Source organism: Ferrovibrio sp. (assembly GCF_025869515.1).
Lineage (GTDB): Bacteria > Pseudomonadota > Alphaproteobacteria > Ferrovibrionales > Ferrovibrionaceae > Ferrovibrio.
This window is the reverse complement of the sequence record NZ_JAOZVR010000010.1, coordinates 60,115-76,204: the sequence shown is the minus strand read 5'-3', so window position 1 is coordinate 76,204 and position 16,090 is coordinate 60,115. Positions and strand designations below refer to the sequence as shown.

Genomic DNA, 16,090 nt, shown 5'->3' with positions numbered 1-16,090 from the left:
ATATCATGGGAGAGCCAGCGTCATGAGCTTCAAGACCATCACACCCGCCCCGGCCCGGCTGAACCGCTGCGAACTGGCGGTGCCCGGCAGCAATGTGAAGCTGTTCGAGAAGGCGGCCAAATCCGCCGCCGACATGATCTTCCTCGACCTCGAAGACGCCGTGGCGCCGGACGACAAGCCGCAGGCGCGCAAGAACATCGTGCAGGCCCTGCATGACATCGACTGGGGCCGCAAGACCATGTCGGTGCGCATCAACGGCCTCGATACCCATTACATGTATCGCGACGTCGTCGAAGTGATCGAGGGTGCCGGCGACAAGCTCGACCTGATCATGGTGCCCAAGGTGGGCACCGCCGCCGATATCTATGCCGTCGACATGCTGCTGACGCAGATCGAGACCGCCAAGGGCTTCAGGAAGCGCATCGGCATCGAGGCGATCATCGAGACCGCGCTGGGCATGCAGAATATCCACGAGATCGCCGCCGCCTCGCCGCGCATGGAGAGCCTGCATTTCGGCGTGGCCGATTACGCCGCCTCGACGCGGGCGCGCACCACCTCGATCGGCGGACCGAATGCGCTCTATGGCGTGCTGACCGACAAGGACGGCGACAAGCCGCGCGACTATTTCTGGGGCGACATGTGGCATTACGCGATTTCGCGCATGGTGGTGGCGGCACGCGCCAACGGCCTGCGCCCGATCGACGGCCCGTTCGGCGATTTCTCGGATAACGAAGGCTACCGCGCGCAGGCCAATCGCGCCGCCATCCTCGGCTGCGAGGGAAAGTGGGCGATCCACCCGGCGCAGATTCCGCTCGCCAACGAAGTCTACACGCCGCCGGAAGCGGAAGTGGCCAAGGCGAAGCGGATTCTGGAAGCGATGAAGGATGCCCAGGCCAAGGGCCAGGGCGCCGTGGCGCTGGACGGCAAGCTGATCGACATCGCCTCGATCCGCCAGGCCGAAGGCATCGTCAAACAGGCCGAACTGATCGCGAAGGGCTGATGCGTCTTTACGCCGCCGAGGCCGGTGCGGCGGCCTGGCTGGAGGCCTGACCGTTGGGTGCATGCCGGAATTCCGGCACCAGCGCGGCGATACCCGCGATCAGCGCCGCCGTGTCGCGGTGCTGCGCATGAGCGATCAGGCCGGCAATGGCGCGGTCGAGTTCGGCGCGGTCGATCGTGCGCGGCGCCGCCAGCATGACGCCTTCCTGCGGCGTCGGCACCGTGGCCTCGGCGCTGTGCAGCACTTCCTCGTAGAGCTTCTCGCCCGGCCGCAGCCCGGTGAAGACGATCTTGACGTCCTTGTCGGGCTGCCGGCCGGCCAGGCGGATCATCTGCCGCGCCAGGTCCTGGATCCGCACCGGTTCGCCCATGTCGAGCACGAAGATCTTGCCTTCGGCATGCACCATGTCGCTCGGCATGGCGGCTGCCTGCAGGATCAGCTCGACCGCCTCGCGCGTGGTCATGAAGAACCGCGTCACATCCGGATGCGTCACGGTCAGCGGACCGCCCTGGCTGAGCTGGCGCTGGAACAGCGGCACGACAGAGCCTGACGAACCCAGCACATTGCCGAACCGCACGGTCACGTACTGGGTGGAGTTCCTGCGCCCGGCGGCACGTTCCAGATCGAGACTCTGGCAGATCATTTCGGCAATGCGCTTGGTCGCCCCCATCACGTTGGTGGGGTTGACCGCCTTGTCGGTCGAGATCATCACCATGACCGCCACATCGTGGCGCTGGCTCGCCTGCGCCACGATCTGCGTGCCGCAGACATTGGTCAGCAAACCTTCGCCGACATTGGCCTCAACCAGCGGCACATGCTTGTAAGCGGCGGCATGCAGCACGATATCCGGGCGCTGCATGGCGAAAACCGATTCCACCGAATCCGGGTCGCGTACATCGCCGAGCACCGGCACGCGCGGAATGGCCGGAAAACGTTCCGACAGTTCCATGTCGATCTGGTACAGCGCATGCTCGCTCTGTTCGAACAGCACGATCGCAGCGGGCTCCAGCGCCGCCACCTGGCGCACCAGTTCGGAGCCGATGGTGCCACCGGCGCCGGTGACCAAGATGCGCCGGCCGGCGACCAGCCGCATCACCGCGGCACGGTCGAGCACGCGCTGTGGCCGGCCGAGCAGGTCCTCGACGTCGATCGACTGCACCTGCGATGCCTCGCCTTCCTTGCGGAATTCCGTCATACGCGGCAGACGCGCCACGCTGATGCCGAGCTGCGCGGCGACATCGACCAGGTCGCGGATGGTACGTCCCCCCAGGCGATCGTCGGCCACAATGATGCGGCGCGGCCGATCGGCTTCGCGCATGCCGGACACAATGGTCGACAGGTCGTCCAGGCGACCGAGTACGCGAATGCCGCGCAGGTCGCGGCCATGCCGGCCGGCCGAATCGTCGATGATGCCGACCACGCGATAGGAGGCCTGGCTGCGTTCCATTTCGCGGATGAAAGTATCGGCCGCCAGACTGGAGCCGATCAGCACCACCGGAATCCGCCTGTCCTCGCCGCGCCAGAGCCCGGTGGCGAGACTGCCATCCTTCCAGCTGCGATACAGGATACGCGGTCCGGCCAGCAGCAGCATCAGGATGAAGAACTGCATCACCAGGGCACTGCGCGGATAATCTGCCAGGCGGGTAAAGACGAACAGCATTGGCACGAAGATCAGCAGCGACAGCAGGCTGCCGCGCAGGATCGCCAGCATGTCGCGCAGGGAGGCGAAGTGCCAGATGCCGCGATAGAGCCCGGTATACTGGAACACCACGCCGGCCACGCCGGCAAAAATCAGGGTCGGCTGCCAGGCTTCGAGCGGCGACCAGTCGATATCGACGATCCAGAAGCGCAGCCAGATCGCCAGCGGCAGCGAAACCGCCGCCATGACAATGTCATGCAGCGCCACCAGCAGGACGCGGTGGTTGAGGCGGATGGGAAGGGAGAATCGCGGCTTGTCGATCATGGTCGGATGACCGCTATCTTAACCGCTAGACCGGCTCCGCGAAATACCTGCAAAGGCCTGCCGTAGCGGCCAGGGCGACGACCAGGGCTGCAAGCGCAACCTGCCAGGACTGGGTGCTGGCCAGTGCCAGAGCGATCAGCACCAGGTTCAGCGCGGCAATCCGGCCGGAGACGGCCGCATGGCTGCCGAGCTTGCGCGCGCCCTGCTGGTAGAAATGGCTGCGATGGGCCTGCCAGATCTTTTCGCCGCGCAACAGGCGGCGCAGCAGGGTATAGGTGGCATCGATCCAATAATACATCGGCAGGATCAGCGCTGCGGCCCACGCGCCCGAAAGCGCCAGCGCCAGAAGCAGCGCACCAAGCAGATAGCCGACCGGGACGCTGCCGACATCGCCGAGAAAGACCTTTGCCCGGCCCCAGTTCCATGGCAGGAAGCCCAGCGCTGCCGCAGCAACAATGAGGCCGGCCGGCGCAACACCTTCGGCATTCTGTGCGAGCGAGACCAGCGTATAACCGGCACCGATGCTCGTCATCTCGATACCGGTGATGCCGTTGATGCCATCCATGAAGTTGAACAGATTGGTGAACCATATCCAGGCCAGGAACAGCACGACGCGCTCCAGCCAGACAGGGACAAGCCCCTGAGCAACCGTGTAATCGGATGGCAGCACCGCCAGCACGAGACCGGCCGACAGCATCTGCGCGCCAAGCCGGATGCCGACCGGCAGGCCGCCGCGACGATCGTCGAGCCAGGACACAATCGCCAATGCCGCCATGCCAAGCAGCACCAGCGGCATCACCGGGTCGGGGCGCAGAGTCAGCCAGGCCGCCAGGCCGAGCAGGATGCAGGCACTAACGGCGATGCCGCCGCCACGCGGCGTGATCTCGCTGTGGCTGGAGCGGTGGTTGGGAATGTCGAGCACGGCGCGGCGCCTGAGCCAGCCGATCAGCGGTGGTAACAGCGCGAAAACCAAAAGTCCGCTGATCCCCGCAATACCACCGGCAAGCAGCCAGTCCGGCGTTAACCCGCTCACAGTCTATTACCCTGCATCTGCAGCACGCGGTCATAAGCCTGCAGGCTTGCCACAACGAACTGCTCGACCGAGAATTCGTCGACCGCGACGGTACGGCCGCGCACGGCCAGACGATGACGCAGGGACTCGTCGGCCAGCAGACGGCGGATCGCCGCTGCCGTGGCCTTGCTGTCGCCGACCGGCACCAGCAGGCCGTTCTCCTCATGCCGCACCACCTCGCGGCAGCCCGGCGCATCGGTGGTGACGATAGCACGGCCGATGGCGGCGGCCTCGATCAGGCCGCGCGGCAGGCCCTCGCGATAAGACGGCAGCACGATGATATGCGCCCGCGACAGCATCGCGGGCATGTCATCGGCAAAGCCCCAGTATTCGACGACACCGCTGTCGATCCAGCGCTGCAGCTGTTCGGCGCCGATATCGGTCTTGTTGTCGGGATCGCGGCGGCCGACCAGCACGAAACGCGCCTTCACATTCTCCGCATGCAGCATCTCGGCAGCGGCGACGAATTCGCGCACGCCCTTGTCGCCCAGCAGACGCGCCGGAAACATCACCACCGGCGGATGGGCTGCATCGATGGCAGGTTCCGGCCGGGCCGCGAATACATCCATGTCGACGCCGCAGCCTCTGATCATCACCCACTTGCCCGGGCGCACCAGCTGGCGGGCCTCGAACACGGCGAGATCGTCCGGATTCTGGAAGATGGCAATGCTGTTGCAATGCGCCAACGCCAGACGATAGAGCGATTTGATCAGGCGACGCAGCAGGCCCGCCCTGGCATCCTTGCGGTCTTGGGCCTGGATGAAGACATAACCCAGGCCGGTGATGGCATGCACCACAGCCGGTACCCTGGTCAGCCGGGCCGCCAGCCCGCCCCAGACCACCGGCTTGATGGAAACCAGATGCGCCAGGTGCGGCCGCAACCGCAGGAACAGGCCGAACAGCATCAGCAGCAATTTAAGTTCGGCCAGGGGATTCTGCCGGCTGCGGGTCAGCGGGATAGGATGGAAGATGAAGCCCTCGGCCTTCAGCCGGGCGGCAATGGCCGGGTCGTCAGGCGCAGCGACATGTACGGTCCAGCCACGACGCTGCATCGCCCGACCGACGGGCAGCCGGTGGGTGGTGAAGAACAAAGCTTCCTGGACGACGATCAGTAACCGGCGGGCCATTACCGCGCTCTACCGGCTGGCGGGAGGCGGGTCAAGCCGCTGGATTCCTTAATCCCGCCTTGGGGCTAGCCGGCTGCCGCCTGCAGCTTTCCCGGTCGGCTTATTGACAGGGACCGGCCGGCCGGGTACCCCCCTCTAGCAGTTTTCCAGTGAAAGCCCTGCCGTGTCCAAGCCCGCCTTGCCCCCCTCGATTGCCGTCCTCGGACTTGGCTATGTCGGCTTGCCGCTTGCTATCGCACTCGCCAAGCATTTCCCGGTTCTGGGCTTCGATATCGACCGCAGCCGGGTGGACGAGCTCGGCCGGGGCGAGGATCGTACCCGGGAAATCGAACCCGAGATTCTGCGCAGCTCCAGCCTGAAGCTCAGCGCCGACCCGGCCGACCTGCCGGGCCATGCGGTTTACATCGTCACCGTGCCGACGCCGGTGGACGACAAGAACACGCCCGATCTCGGCCCCGTGCGATCAGCGTCGCGGACCGTCGGCGAGGCGCTCAAGAGCAAGCCGGCGCCCGGCGCCATTGTGGTCTATGAAAGCACGGTCTATCCCGGCGTCACCGAGGATATCTGCGGCCCGCTGCTGGAGCAGATATCGGGCCTGACCTGCGGCAGGGATTTCTTCCTCGGCTACTCGCCCGAGCGCATCAATCCCGGCGACAAGGTGCATACCGTCGACAAGATCACCAAGGTGGTGGCTGGCCAGACGCCCGATGTGGCGGCGACGCTGGCGGGCATTTACGGCAAGGTCACCGCGGGCGGTATCCATCTGGCACCGACGATCAAGACGGCGGAAGCCGCCAAGGTGATCGAAAATGCCCAGCGCGACATCAACATCGCATTCATCAACGAGATCGCGATGATCTTCGGCAAGATGAACATCTCGACCTACGATGTGCTGGAAGCTGCCGGCACCAAGTGGAACTTCCTGAAATTCCAGCCCGGCCTGGTCGGCGGCCACTGCATCGGCGTCGACCCCTACTATCTGGCGCATCGCGCCGAGGAACTGGGCCATCATGCCCGCATCATCCTGTCCGGCCGCGCCATCAACGACGGTATGAGCGCCCATGTGGCCCAGGCCGTTTCGGCCCGTATCGCGCCCGGCGGCCACGTGCTGCTGCTCGGCATGACCTTCAAGGAAGATGTACCGGACCTGCGCAATTCGAAGGTTGCCGATCTGGTCGGGCATCTGAAACGGCAGGGGCACACTGTCACGATCCATGACCCGCTGGCCGATCCCAACGAGGCCCAGCACGAATATGGCCTGATGCTGGCGCCACGGCTGGATCAGTTGTCCGGCTTCGATGCCGTGCTGGGCGCCGTGCCGCACGAGGTTTACCGCAATTTGGCCGATGCCGAACTGGCCCGGCTGGTGAAGCCCGACGGCCTGGTCGCCGACCTGAAGGGCATGTGGCGGGCCCGCAAACTGCCTGCCGGCCTGAAATACTGGACGCTTTAGGGCGAACATCTTCGGTTCGGGGGGCCTATCGCACTGGACTTCGCGCCCAGGCTTCATTTCCTGGGCTGACCGAAATATCCTGCCCATCAGGAGCGTATGATGTCCGAACAGATCGACAGCCGCATTCCGGTTTCCGTCATCACCGGCTTTCTTGGCGCTGGCAAGAGCACCCTGCTCAATCGCCTGCTGCGTCACCCCGACATGGGCGAGACGGCGGTGATCGTCAATGAATTCGGCGAGATCGGCCTGGATCACGCCCTGATCGCATCGAGCAAAGAAGACACCATCCTGCTCAGTTCGGGCTGCCTGTGCTGCACGGTACGCGGGGATCTGGTGAATACCTTCCGCGAGCTGACCCAGAAACGCGATGCCGGCGAGATCAAACCATTCAAGCGCGTGGTGATCGAAACCACCGGCCTGGCCGATCCGGCACCGGTGCTGCATACCCTGATGAGCGATCCGGTGGTAGCCGAACGCTGCCGGCTGGAAAGTGTGGTGACGCTGGTGGATGCCGTCAACGGCAGCGGCACACTGGATCATCACACCGAGGCCGTGAAACAGGCCGCCGTGGCCGATCGGCTGGTGCTGACCAAGACCGATCTGGCCGAACAGAAGGCGGTGCAGCATCTGCGCCACCGGCTGCAGCATCTCAATCCCGGCGCGCCGGTCTTCACTGCGATCGGCGGTGATATCGCACCCAACCAGCTGTTCAATGCCGGGCTCTACGATCCGGCTACCAAAAGTTTCGATGTGCAGAACTGGCTGCGCGCCGAGGCCTATGGCGCGGATCACCATCATCACGACCATGGGCACGACCATGGGCATGACCACGGCCGCGATCATGGTCACCATCATCATGACGATCACGGCCACCAGCATTTCGAAACCACCGACGGCAAACTCGACGTCAACCGGCACGATGCCTCGATCCAGTCCTTTTGCCTTACCTTCGACGAACCTTTCGAATGGAACACGCTGGCGACCTGGCTCGACCTGCTGGCGGCCTATCGCGGCGATAACCTGCTGCGCGTGAAGGGACTGGTCAATGTCACCGGCGTCGATCGGCCGGTGGTGATCCATGGCGTGCAGCACCTGTTCCACCCGCCGGCGACAATCCCGGCCTGGCCGGACGACAGCCGCCAGAGCCGCATCGTCTTCATCACCCGCGATCTCGGCCGCGAAGTGATCGAACAGACGCTGAAGGCCCTGCAGCAGGCCGAGCCGCCGGCACAAGGCGGCTGAGCATCATGAGTATGGGTGATTTCCCATCCGCCAGCCCGGCAACCAGCATCGCCGGTCTGATCGCGCTGGGAACCACTTTCGCGCAGCTCGTGCGCGCCGAAACCGCCGCCTTGCGCCAGGGCGAACGCAGCAGTTTCGAGACGCTGACCGCACGCAAGGCAGAATATCTCGATTGCCTCAAGCAGAGCCTCGCGGCGCTGGAGCCGCAGCGCGCCAGCGCCGGCGCGGTGGAACGTGAGCGCTGGCTCGCGGTGGCGGCCGATTGCGAAGCCGCCCTGCAGGAAAATGCCAAGCTGATTGCCGGCGAGCAACTGCATGCCGCCGCGATGATGGACATGCTGCGCCAGATGCAGCGGCAGCGTCAGTCCACCGCGGCCGGCTACGGCAAGGACGGCAGGCTGAAGCCGCGCCTATGAACGCGCTGTCTGACATGCCGGCGCTGGATGCCGGCCTCGAGACTCTGATCCTCAGCCTGCAGAGCACTGCGCGGAACCGGGTATTTTCGGCCAGCTATGGCGGGCAGCGGCTGTGGATCAAGACCGTGGCGCGTCCGCGTCTGCGCTCGGCCGTGCTGCTGCAGCAGGTCATCGCAAAACTGTTCGGACTGCCGATCCTGCAGCCGGCACAGAACCACGGCGGCGCCGCAGGCCTGGCCGCCGAGGCGGCGGCGATCGGCAAAATAGCAGCTGCGGGTTTTCCGGTGCCGCCGGTGATTGCCTGCACCGCCGACTGGCTGGTGCTGGGCGATGCCGGCGAGGCGCTGGAAAGCCGCCTGAATTCGCTGCGCGACCGCCAGCCGGAAGACTGCTGGCGGCTGATCGCCGAAGCCGGCACGCTGCTGAGCCGTCTGCATGGCGCAGAACTGTGGCATGGCGGCGCGCAGATCCGCAATTTCAGCTGGACGCAGAATGGTCCCGGCCTGCTCGATTTCGAGGACCACGACCTTCCCCGCATGACCCTGCATGAGCGCCAGGCACGCGACCTGCTGCTGTTTTTGTATTCCCTCACGCGTTACGACCGTAATCCGGAAGCACCGCGCCTGCCGGCACTCGCTGCGCGCCTGCTGGGCGCCGCAAGCCCCGATGTGCATGCAAGCCTGCGCAGGCTGCGCCGCCGCATGGCCTGGCTGCTGGCGCTCGCCCGCCTGATCGCACCTTATGCCGGCCGCGACGTGCGCCAGGCCGTGGCAGCCGACGACGCCCTGCGCGCGGTATTGGGCTAAACCTGCGCCGGGACTAGAGCCGTTTTTCCATGAACAGGCTGAGCGGATCTGGCGCGTAATCGCCAAACGGCGCGATATCGCGATAGCCGGTGCTGCGGTACAGCGCGATGGCTTCGGGCTGGTGAATCCCGGTTTCGAGCCGGAAGCAGGCTGCGCCCGCCTGCACTGCATGAGCTTCCAGGATTTCGAGAATGCGGCGGCCGTGTTGGCGGCCGCGCGCCGCCGGCGCCAGATACATGCGCTTGATCTCGGCATAGCCCGCGCGCGCCACCACGGCGCCGAAACCGAGCAGCAGGCCGTTTTCCCGCGCGACATAGAAGGCGGTATCAGACTGCCGCAAGCTGGCGACATCGAGCAGGTGATTGCTCTCGGCCGGATAGAGCGTCGCATACCAGGCATCGGCGGCCTGCAGCAGCGCGATGATATCCGGCTGGTCCGGATTTTCCTGGGCGATCTCGATCATCGTTCAGAAAGCGGGCGGTTCGAGCCCGATGCTGCCGACATGGATGCCGCGCCAGTTGTTCAACGGCTGCTCCACCAGCGGCCGGATCTGCTCGCGGCCGGCCTCATCCAGCAGCTTCAGATATTCCAGCAGGCCGCCCAGGGCGGTCTGCGCCGCGCGCGCCGTGCCATCCAGCACCTTCAGCGCGATGCCGAGACCGAGTTCGGCCGAAGCCGCCGTGTAGACGCCTTCCGCGCCGGTCTTGGCGATGAAGCGTCCCTTGCCCGCCTGCATGACAACGGTGCAGAAGCGGCCGCTGCCGGCCACGAAGAAAGGTTCGGCCGCCACGGCGGCGGCCAGCCGTTTGGCCGCCCTGGCGCGTTCCGGCGCCAGCCCGGTGCCGGTGACGAAACGGGCAAAGCCCCAGGCCAGATTGTGCAGCGGAATCGCCATGGTCGGCATCGAGCAGCCATCGGTGGCGAAATGCTCCGCCGGAATTTTCACCCCGCAGACATCCTCGATCGCCGCCGTCACGCGGCGCTGCACCGGATGCTCGGGTTTCACATAGCCGCGGATATCCTCGCCCAGATGCGTGGCGACCGAAACCATGCCGGAATGCTTGCCCGAGCAGTTGTTGTGCAGGTTGGTCGGTGCCCTGCCGTCGCGGGCGATCTGCCGCGCGGTTTCGTCGTGATAAGGCCAGTGCGCACCGCATTCCAGGTCGTCGGCGCTGCGGCCGATGCGGGCGAGCCAGGCGCCGGCGGTTTCGGTATGGCGCAGCTCGCCGCCATGGCTGGCGCAGGCCATCGCCAGTTCGCTCTGGCTGAGCGAGAAGGCATCGGCGGCGCCGCTTTCGACCAGCGGCAGGGCCTGGATCGCCTTGTTGGAGGAGCGCGGGAAAATCGAGGCCTGCGGATCGCCCCAGGCCGCCAGCGTCTTGCCGTCGCCATCGACGATGGTGGCGATCACCGGGTGGCGGCTTTCCACTTGCGCGCCGCGCTTCACTTCAACGATAAAGGGCCGCGCACCGGGCGCCGGCAGGGGAGCGAAAGGCTTGCCCATGGCGGTATACTCCTGTCCAGAATCCGGTGGTCTTATACACGTAAGGAATGGAACTGGCGATGCGCGGCTTTTTCGGAATCGGTGTCGAGGGCCTGAGCAAGCCGATGAATGCCGGCAACCTGTTCCGCACGGCACATGCCTTCGGCGGCAGCTTCGTCTTTACCATCGCCGCCACCTATTCGGTGAACGCCGCCCGCTCCGATACCAGCAAGACGCCACATAACCTGCCCTGGTATACCTACGACTCGCCGGCCGAGCTGAGCCTGCCCACCGGCTGCCAGCTGGTCGGCATCGAGCTGCTGGACGAGGCCATTGAGCTGCCGAGCTTCCGCCACCCGCTGCGTGCGGCTTATGTGCTGGGACCCGAGATGGGCTCGCTCAGTCCGGCGCTGGTGGCACGCTGCGACCATGTGATCAAGATTCCGACCAGCTTCTGCGTCAATGTCGGCGTCGCCGGCGCCATCGTGATGTACGACCGCCTGATTACCCTGGGGAAATTTGCCGAACGGCCGCTGTCGCCGCTGGCCCGCGCCGCCACGGCGCCGGCCAATCCCGGCGGCCGCCATCCCAAGCGCAGCCTTTAGCACGTCCGCCGGCACTGTCCGGCAATCTGGGGTTTCACGGGCCTCCCGATTTGGGCCGATTTCTAATAGAATCAATGACCTGCCATTCACTTTTCCACAGGCTCCTGTCATAGTGGGTGGCAGTGGGGAAGTGACAGAAGTCGAGAATGAACGTCAGTGCACCATCCGGGGTAACAGAAGTCGGCAGCGGTGTTGTCCTGTGTCAGGATGCGCATGCGCTGTCGGAGCGCCGCGCGCTGGCCATGATCGGCCGGGTCTGCCGCGACTATCTCGATGAAAATATCCTCACCCCGCTCGAACTGCTGCACCACAGCGGCCATGCCAAACTGCTGAACGGCGCCGAGAATCTCTGCGCCGCCCTGGTGCAGAAAGCCGCGATCGCACAGGCCCAGGCGACCAATACCGCCGTGCGCGACAAGATGAAGAAGATCTACGCCATCACCACGGCGGCGATCACCCAGGTCGAGGCCTTCGAAAAACGGCTGCCCACGACACCGCTGACGCACCGGCTGCTGACCCAGCTGACCGCCTCCGACCCGCTTTACGGCACCCGCATCGCCTATTGCGCGCTCGCGCACCATCTCAACCTGTCGAAGACCTGGACGGAAAAGGCCGGCCGGGTGCTGGCCCTGGTAGATACCGGCATCGAGGCCCCGGCGGTGGCGGTGCTGGACGAAGCCCTGGCGGAAATCCTGCAGGCCAAGACCGCGGTGCCCGAACTGCTCGGCAAATTCCGCGATGCGCGCCTGCGCATCATCCAGCTGATGGCCCTGCTGGATAACCGCTACGCGGCCGACGACGAGGCCTATGCCACCGACTTCGCCAACCGGCTGCATGCGGTCGCCGCCAAGCATCCGATGCCGTCCCTGCGCGAGGCCGTCATCCAGCTGGTGCGCCGCCTGCTGATGTCCTCGGTCCCGCTGTTGTCGGAAGAGCCGGCCGAGGAATTCCCGGCCACGCGCGAAGTCTATGCGCTGCTGACCAAGGACCGCGACTTCGCCATCGAGCTCGGCGCCGCCGATCTGTTCGAGAAACGCATGGTGCGGCTGGTGACGGCGGAAAAGCTGAACCGCCTGATCCCCGGACATTTCTCGGCGCCGAAACTGATGCAGGGCCTCAAGCTGTTTGAGGAAAGCATCGGCGAGGGCCCCAAGGACATCCTGCTCAAATACATCGCCTACCTGTTCGAGCATCGCGACCTGGAAAAGGAATTCGTCGATCCGGCCTATTCCACCGAGGAAAAGACCGAGATCGCCCAGGAGCTGCGCAAGAAGCTGATCAGCGCCGGCCTGTCGGATCATCGCCGCGAGCAGTTTCTCGGCATTCTCGATCCGCTGATCCAGCGCATCGGTCAGGACCAGCGCAAATCCACCCGCACGCAATGCGGTCCGGAAGACCATGTCGTGCTGGAAGGCAACCGCATTCCGTTGAAGAACTGGAGCTCGATCGGCCTGCTGTTCGGCCCGATCACCGGGACCTTCCTGGAAGGCGAGTTGCTGAAACTGACAGTGAAAATCAAGAATCCCAAGCTGCAGATCACCTTCGATGCCGAGGGCGATGTGGTGCGCTACACCGAAGACGGTTTCGTGGCGATGAAATACCGTTGCCTCGATGCCCAGATGGCCAAGAAGGTGGCGCTGTATTTCGATCCGCTGGCCGGCGCGCGGGTCTGACGCCAATCCTTCGCGACCGGCTCCACACGCATAAGCTGCTTTGACGGGTCCGGATACAGGACTATGCTGTCCACCAAGAATGGGTGGGGGGAAAGTCATGCGCGGCGCCGTTACGGGATTCATTGTCGGACTGGTTTGTGCCGTTGCCGCGGTTTCGTCCGCCGTGGCGCAGACAGCAGCACCTGCCCCGGCTGCGCCTGCCCTCGCCGCGCCGCCGCGCAGCATCGCCGATATCGTCGCCATCCTCGACCAGGAAAAACCCGATCCGGCGAAACGCGCCCAGCTGATCGCCCAGGCCGAGATCGCCGAGCCGCCGGGACTCGACCCGCGCCAGCGCAGCCGCTTCCTGTTCGACCGCGCCCAGGCCGCGGCCCAGATCGGCCGTCTCGAGGCGGCGCTGAAGGATGCCACCGAGGCGGTGCGCCTCGCGGAACAGGTCGGCGCCGACAGCTATCGCATAGCTCAGCTGCAGGCCAGCATGACCCGCAACACCGGCCAGTTGCAGGGAGCCTTCGATATTTATGCCGGATATGCCGAACGGATGGACAAGTCGCGCCTGCGCGGCCGCGCCATCAACGCCTATCGCTCGGCCGCAATGGTCGCGATGGAACTGGGCAGGGTGGAAGTAGCCGAGAAATATGTCGGCTATGCGCAGTCGGCCTATACCGACCTCGCCACCAATACCCGCAACGCCAACGTCTTCATGTTCCTGACCAGCTGGCAGGCCGATATCGATCTCGGCAAGGCGCAGGTGGCACTGACGCGCGGACGTTACGCCGAGGCCGAGCAGCATTTTGCCAGCAGCCTGGTAAATGGCCGCGATGCGATCGAGAAGGCAAAGCATTGGCAGGATCCGCCGCCGGCCGGCGGCATGGAAACCGGTAACGATGCGACCCTGATCAAGCTCGGCGAAACCAAGCTGGCGCAGGGCCGCATCGTCGAGGCCGAGGTCGATATCCGCCAGGCCCTGCTCAACATCCTGCGCCGCGGCGGCAAGTATTTCGGCCCGACCGCCCAGGCTGTCTCCAGCCTGTCCACCGTTCTGGTCGAGCAGGGCCGCTATGCCGAGGCCGAGAAGCTGTCGCGCACGGTGCTGGAAATCCATCACCAGATCGGCGTCGATGACACCGCTGCGCAGATCATCAACACCAAGCGGGCGCTCGCCGGTATTCTGATCCTGCAGCGGCGCTGGCAGGAAGCTGCCGCGCTTTACGATGAAGTCTTCGCCGGCCTGCAGAACAATCGCGATCCCGCCCGCGCCGGAAGCCGCATTTCCAACGGGCGCATTCTCGCCCTCGCCCGTACCGGCCAGGGTGCCCGCAGCGTGGACGTGGCCAATGCCGTTCTGACGGCAACGACGGCGCGACTGGGCGAGCGCCATTTCGACACGGCGATGGCCCGTGGCGTCGCCGGCGTCGCGCTGGCGGCCGCCGGCCATGATGCCGAGGCGGTCGCCGCCTTCCGCGCCGCGCTGCCGGTCATTCTCAGCAGTTCGCGCCAGGCCGATACCGAGGAATCCACCTCGGCCTCGCGCGATTTCTATATCCAGACCATCGTCGAGAGCTACATCGTGCTGCTGGCCAAGGTGCAGGGTACGCCGGCCGCAGGCGGACTGGATGCCGGCATCGAGAGCTTCCGGCTGGCCGATGTCGCCCGCGGCCGCAGCGTGCAGCGCGCCCTCTCCGCCTCGGCTGCCCGCGCTGCCGTGCGCGATCCGGCCCTGGCGACCCTGATCCGCGACGAGCAGGATGTGCTCAAGCAGATCGCCGCCCAGTTCGGCCTGCTGAGCAATCTGCTGACGCTGCCGCCCGAACAGCGCGATGACAAGGCGATCCTCAGCCTACGCACCCAGGTCGACAAGCTGCGCGATGCCCGCGCCAGGACGCGCCAGCAGATCGAAAAGCAGTTCCCCGAATATGCCAGCCTGATCGATCCGCGTCCGCCGACGCCCGACGACGTGCGCGGCGCGCTGCGCCCGGGCGAGGCTCTGGTCTCCTTCTATCTGGCGCAGGACAACAGCTTCGTCTGGGTCGTGCCGAAGGACGGGCCGGTGGCCTTTGCCGCCAGCCCGGTCGGTGCTGCCGCCATCGAGCAGAAGGTCAACAGTTTGCGGCGCGCACTGGAGCCGCAGGCGGAGACACTGGGCGATATTCCCGCCTTCGACCTGGCGCTGGCGCATGAGCTGTACCAGACGCTGCTGCAGCCGGTGGAAGCCGGCTGGAAACCGGCCAGGAACCTGTTCGTGGTGAGCAACGGCGCGCTCGGCCTGCTGCCGCTCGCCCTGCTGCCCACCGCGCCGGCGACCGTGGACCTGAAGGCCGCGCCGTTGTTCGAGGGGTACAAATCCGTGCCCTGGCTGGCGCGCAGCCATGCTGTGACCCAGTTGCCATCCACCGCCGCACTGAAGACGTTGCGCAGCCTGCCGGCCGGCAGCGCCAAACGCGCACCGCTGATCGGTTTCGGCGATCCCTTCTTCAATGCCGAACAGGCCGCCGAAGCGGCCAGCGAGGCGCCGCTGCGCATTGCGTCCGCCGATCCGGTGGCGGTGCGCGGCGCCAGGCTGAAACGCCGCAACGCGCCGCAGATCGACGGTGCCGACAGCGCCGAGCTGGGCCAGTTGCCGCGCCTGCCCGATACCGCCGACGAACTGCGCTCGGTTGCCGCCGCCATGCAGGCGGATGCCGGCAAATCGCTTTACCTCGGCAAAAATGCCAACGAGACGGTCGTCAAGCAGGCAAAGCTCGACGGCTACAGGGTTGTTGCCTTTGCCACCCACGGCCTGGTGCCGGGCGAGCTGAACGGCCTGACCCAGCCGGCACTGGCGCTCAGCGCACCGCTGGTGGCCGATGTCGATGGTGACGGACTGCTGACCATGGACGAGATTCTCGGCCTCAAGCTGGATGCCGACTGGGTGGTGCTCTCGGCCTGCAATACCGGCACCGGGGCCGGGGCGGGTGCCGAAGCGGCCTCCGGCCTCGGTCGCGCTTTCTTCTATGCCGGCACACGCGCCCTGCTGCTGACCAACTGGTCGGTGCATTCGGCCTCGGCCCGCGACCTGGTCACCGATCTGTTCCGCCGCCAGGCCACCGATGCAAAGCTCGGCCGCGCCGAAGCCCTGCGCCAGGCGATGATCGCCCTGCTCGACGGGCCCGGCTACCAGGAGGACGGCAAATCGCTGTTCAGCTACAGCCACCCGATCTTCTGGGCGCCCTACACGCTGATGGGCGACGGCGGCTAAGGTCGGGCCTGA

Annotated in this window: 13 protein-coding genes; 8 read left to right on the top strand and 5 right to left on the bottom strand. The window is 65.7% G+C overall.

The genetic code is table 11. The features are described from left to right. Positions 1 to 22 precede the first annotated feature (22 nt). Positions 23 to 1,000, top strand: a complete 978-nt coding sequence (locus tag OJJ21_RS01800) for a CoA ester lyase (protein ID WP_297682666.1) — start codon at positions 23 to 25, stop codon at positions 998 to 1,000. Positions 1,001 to 1,007: 7 nt separating this feature from the next. Here OJJ21_RS01800 and OJJ21_RS01795 read toward each other — a convergent pair whose 3' ends face one another. The 3 genes from OJJ21_RS01795 to OJJ21_RS01785 are packed head-to-tail and all read right to left on the bottom strand — an operon-like array spanning position 1,008 to position 5,162. Beyond that, positions 1,008 to 2,963 (bottom strand): nucleoside-diphosphate sugar epimerase/dehydratase, encoded by a 1,956-nt coding sequence (locus OJJ21_RS01795; RefSeq protein WP_297682665.1) that lies wholly within the window; start codon positions 2,961 to 2,963, stop codon positions 1,008 to 1,010. Between the two features lie 25 nt (positions 2,964 to 2,988). After that, positions 2,989 to 3,996, bottom strand: coding sequence for a glycosyltransferase family 4 protein (locus OJJ21_RS01790; RefSeq protein ID WP_297682664.1), 1,008 nt, complete (start codon positions 3,994 to 3,996; stop codon positions 2,989 to 2,991). Then, positions 3,993 to 5,162: a glycosyltransferase family 4 protein gene (locus tag OJJ21_RS01785; RefSeq protein ID WP_297682663.1), complete on the bottom strand. Its 1,170-nt coding sequence runs from the start codon at positions 5,160 to 5,162 to the stop codon at positions 3,993 to 3,995. Before OJJ21_RS01785 ends, OJJ21_RS01790 begins: the two co-directional genes overlap by 4 nt. A 163-nt stretch (positions 5,163 to 5,325) precedes the next feature. Between OJJ21_RS01785 and OJJ21_RS01780 the strand changes: the two genes are divergently transcribed. From OJJ21_RS01780 to OJJ21_RS01765, 4 genes are all read left to right on the top strand, one after another. Continuing rightward, entirely contained in the window at positions 5,326 to 6,615 is a 1,290-nt protein-coding gene (locus tag OJJ21_RS01780) for a nucleotide sugar dehydrogenase (RefSeq protein ID WP_297682662.1), read from the top strand. Between the two features lie 99 nt (positions 6,616 to 6,714). After that, positions 6,715 to 7,857, top strand: a complete 1,143-nt coding sequence (locus OJJ21_RS01775) for a GTP-binding protein (protein ID WP_297682661.1) — start codon at positions 6,715 to 6,717, stop codon at positions 7,855 to 7,857. 5 nt (positions 7,858 to 7,862) lie between these two features. Beyond that, entirely contained in the window at positions 7,863 to 8,273 is a 411-nt protein-coding gene (locus OJJ21_RS01770) for a hypothetical protein (RefSeq protein WP_297682660.1), read from the top strand. Then, a complete protein-coding gene (locus tag OJJ21_RS01765; RefSeq protein ID WP_297682659.1) occupies positions 8,270 to 9,079 on the top strand; it encodes a hypothetical protein in 810 nt (269 codons plus the stop codon). The genes OJJ21_RS01770 and OJJ21_RS01765 overlap by 4 nt, the downstream gene beginning before the upstream one ends. 13 nt (positions 9,080 to 9,092) lie before the next feature. On the opposite strand, the gene OJJ21_RS01760 is transcribed toward OJJ21_RS01765, so the two are convergent. Both OJJ21_RS01760 and OJJ21_RS01755 read right to left on the bottom strand, forming a co-directional pair. After that, the gene (locus OJJ21_RS01760; RefSeq protein ID WP_297682658.1) at positions 9,093 to 9,542 is read right to left on the bottom strand and encodes a GNAT family N-acetyltransferase; all 450 of its coding nucleotides are present in this window, start codon (positions 9,540 to 9,542) and stop codon (positions 9,093 to 9,095) included. Between the two features lie 3 nt (positions 9,543 to 9,545). Next, complete coding sequence (locus OJJ21_RS01755; protein WP_297682657.1) at positions 9,546 to 10,583, bottom strand: asparaginase; 1,038 nt, start codon at positions 10,581 to 10,583, stop codon at positions 9,546 to 9,548. Positions 10,584 to 10,642: 59 nt separating this feature from the next. Between OJJ21_RS01755 and OJJ21_RS01750 the strand changes: the two genes are divergently transcribed. The 3 genes from OJJ21_RS01750 (at position 10,643) to OJJ21_RS01740 (ending at position 16,078) form a co-directional block, all read left to right on the top strand. Continuing rightward, entirely contained in the window at positions 10,643 to 11,167 is a 525-nt protein-coding gene (locus tag OJJ21_RS01750; RefSeq protein WP_297682656.1) for an RNA methyltransferase, read from the top strand. Positions 11,168 to 11,313: 146 nt separating this feature from the next. After that, positions 11,314 to 12,840, top strand: coding sequence for a hypothetical protein (locus OJJ21_RS01745; RefSeq protein WP_297682655.1), 1,527 nt, complete (start codon positions 11,314 to 11,316; stop codon positions 12,838 to 12,840). Positions 12,841 to 12,937: 97 nt separating this feature from the next. After that, a complete protein-coding gene (locus OJJ21_RS01740; protein WP_297682654.1) occupies positions 12,938 to 16,078 on the top strand; it encodes a CHAT domain-containing protein in 3,141 nt (1,046 codons plus the stop codon). Positions 16,079 to 16,090: the final 12 nt, after the last annotated feature.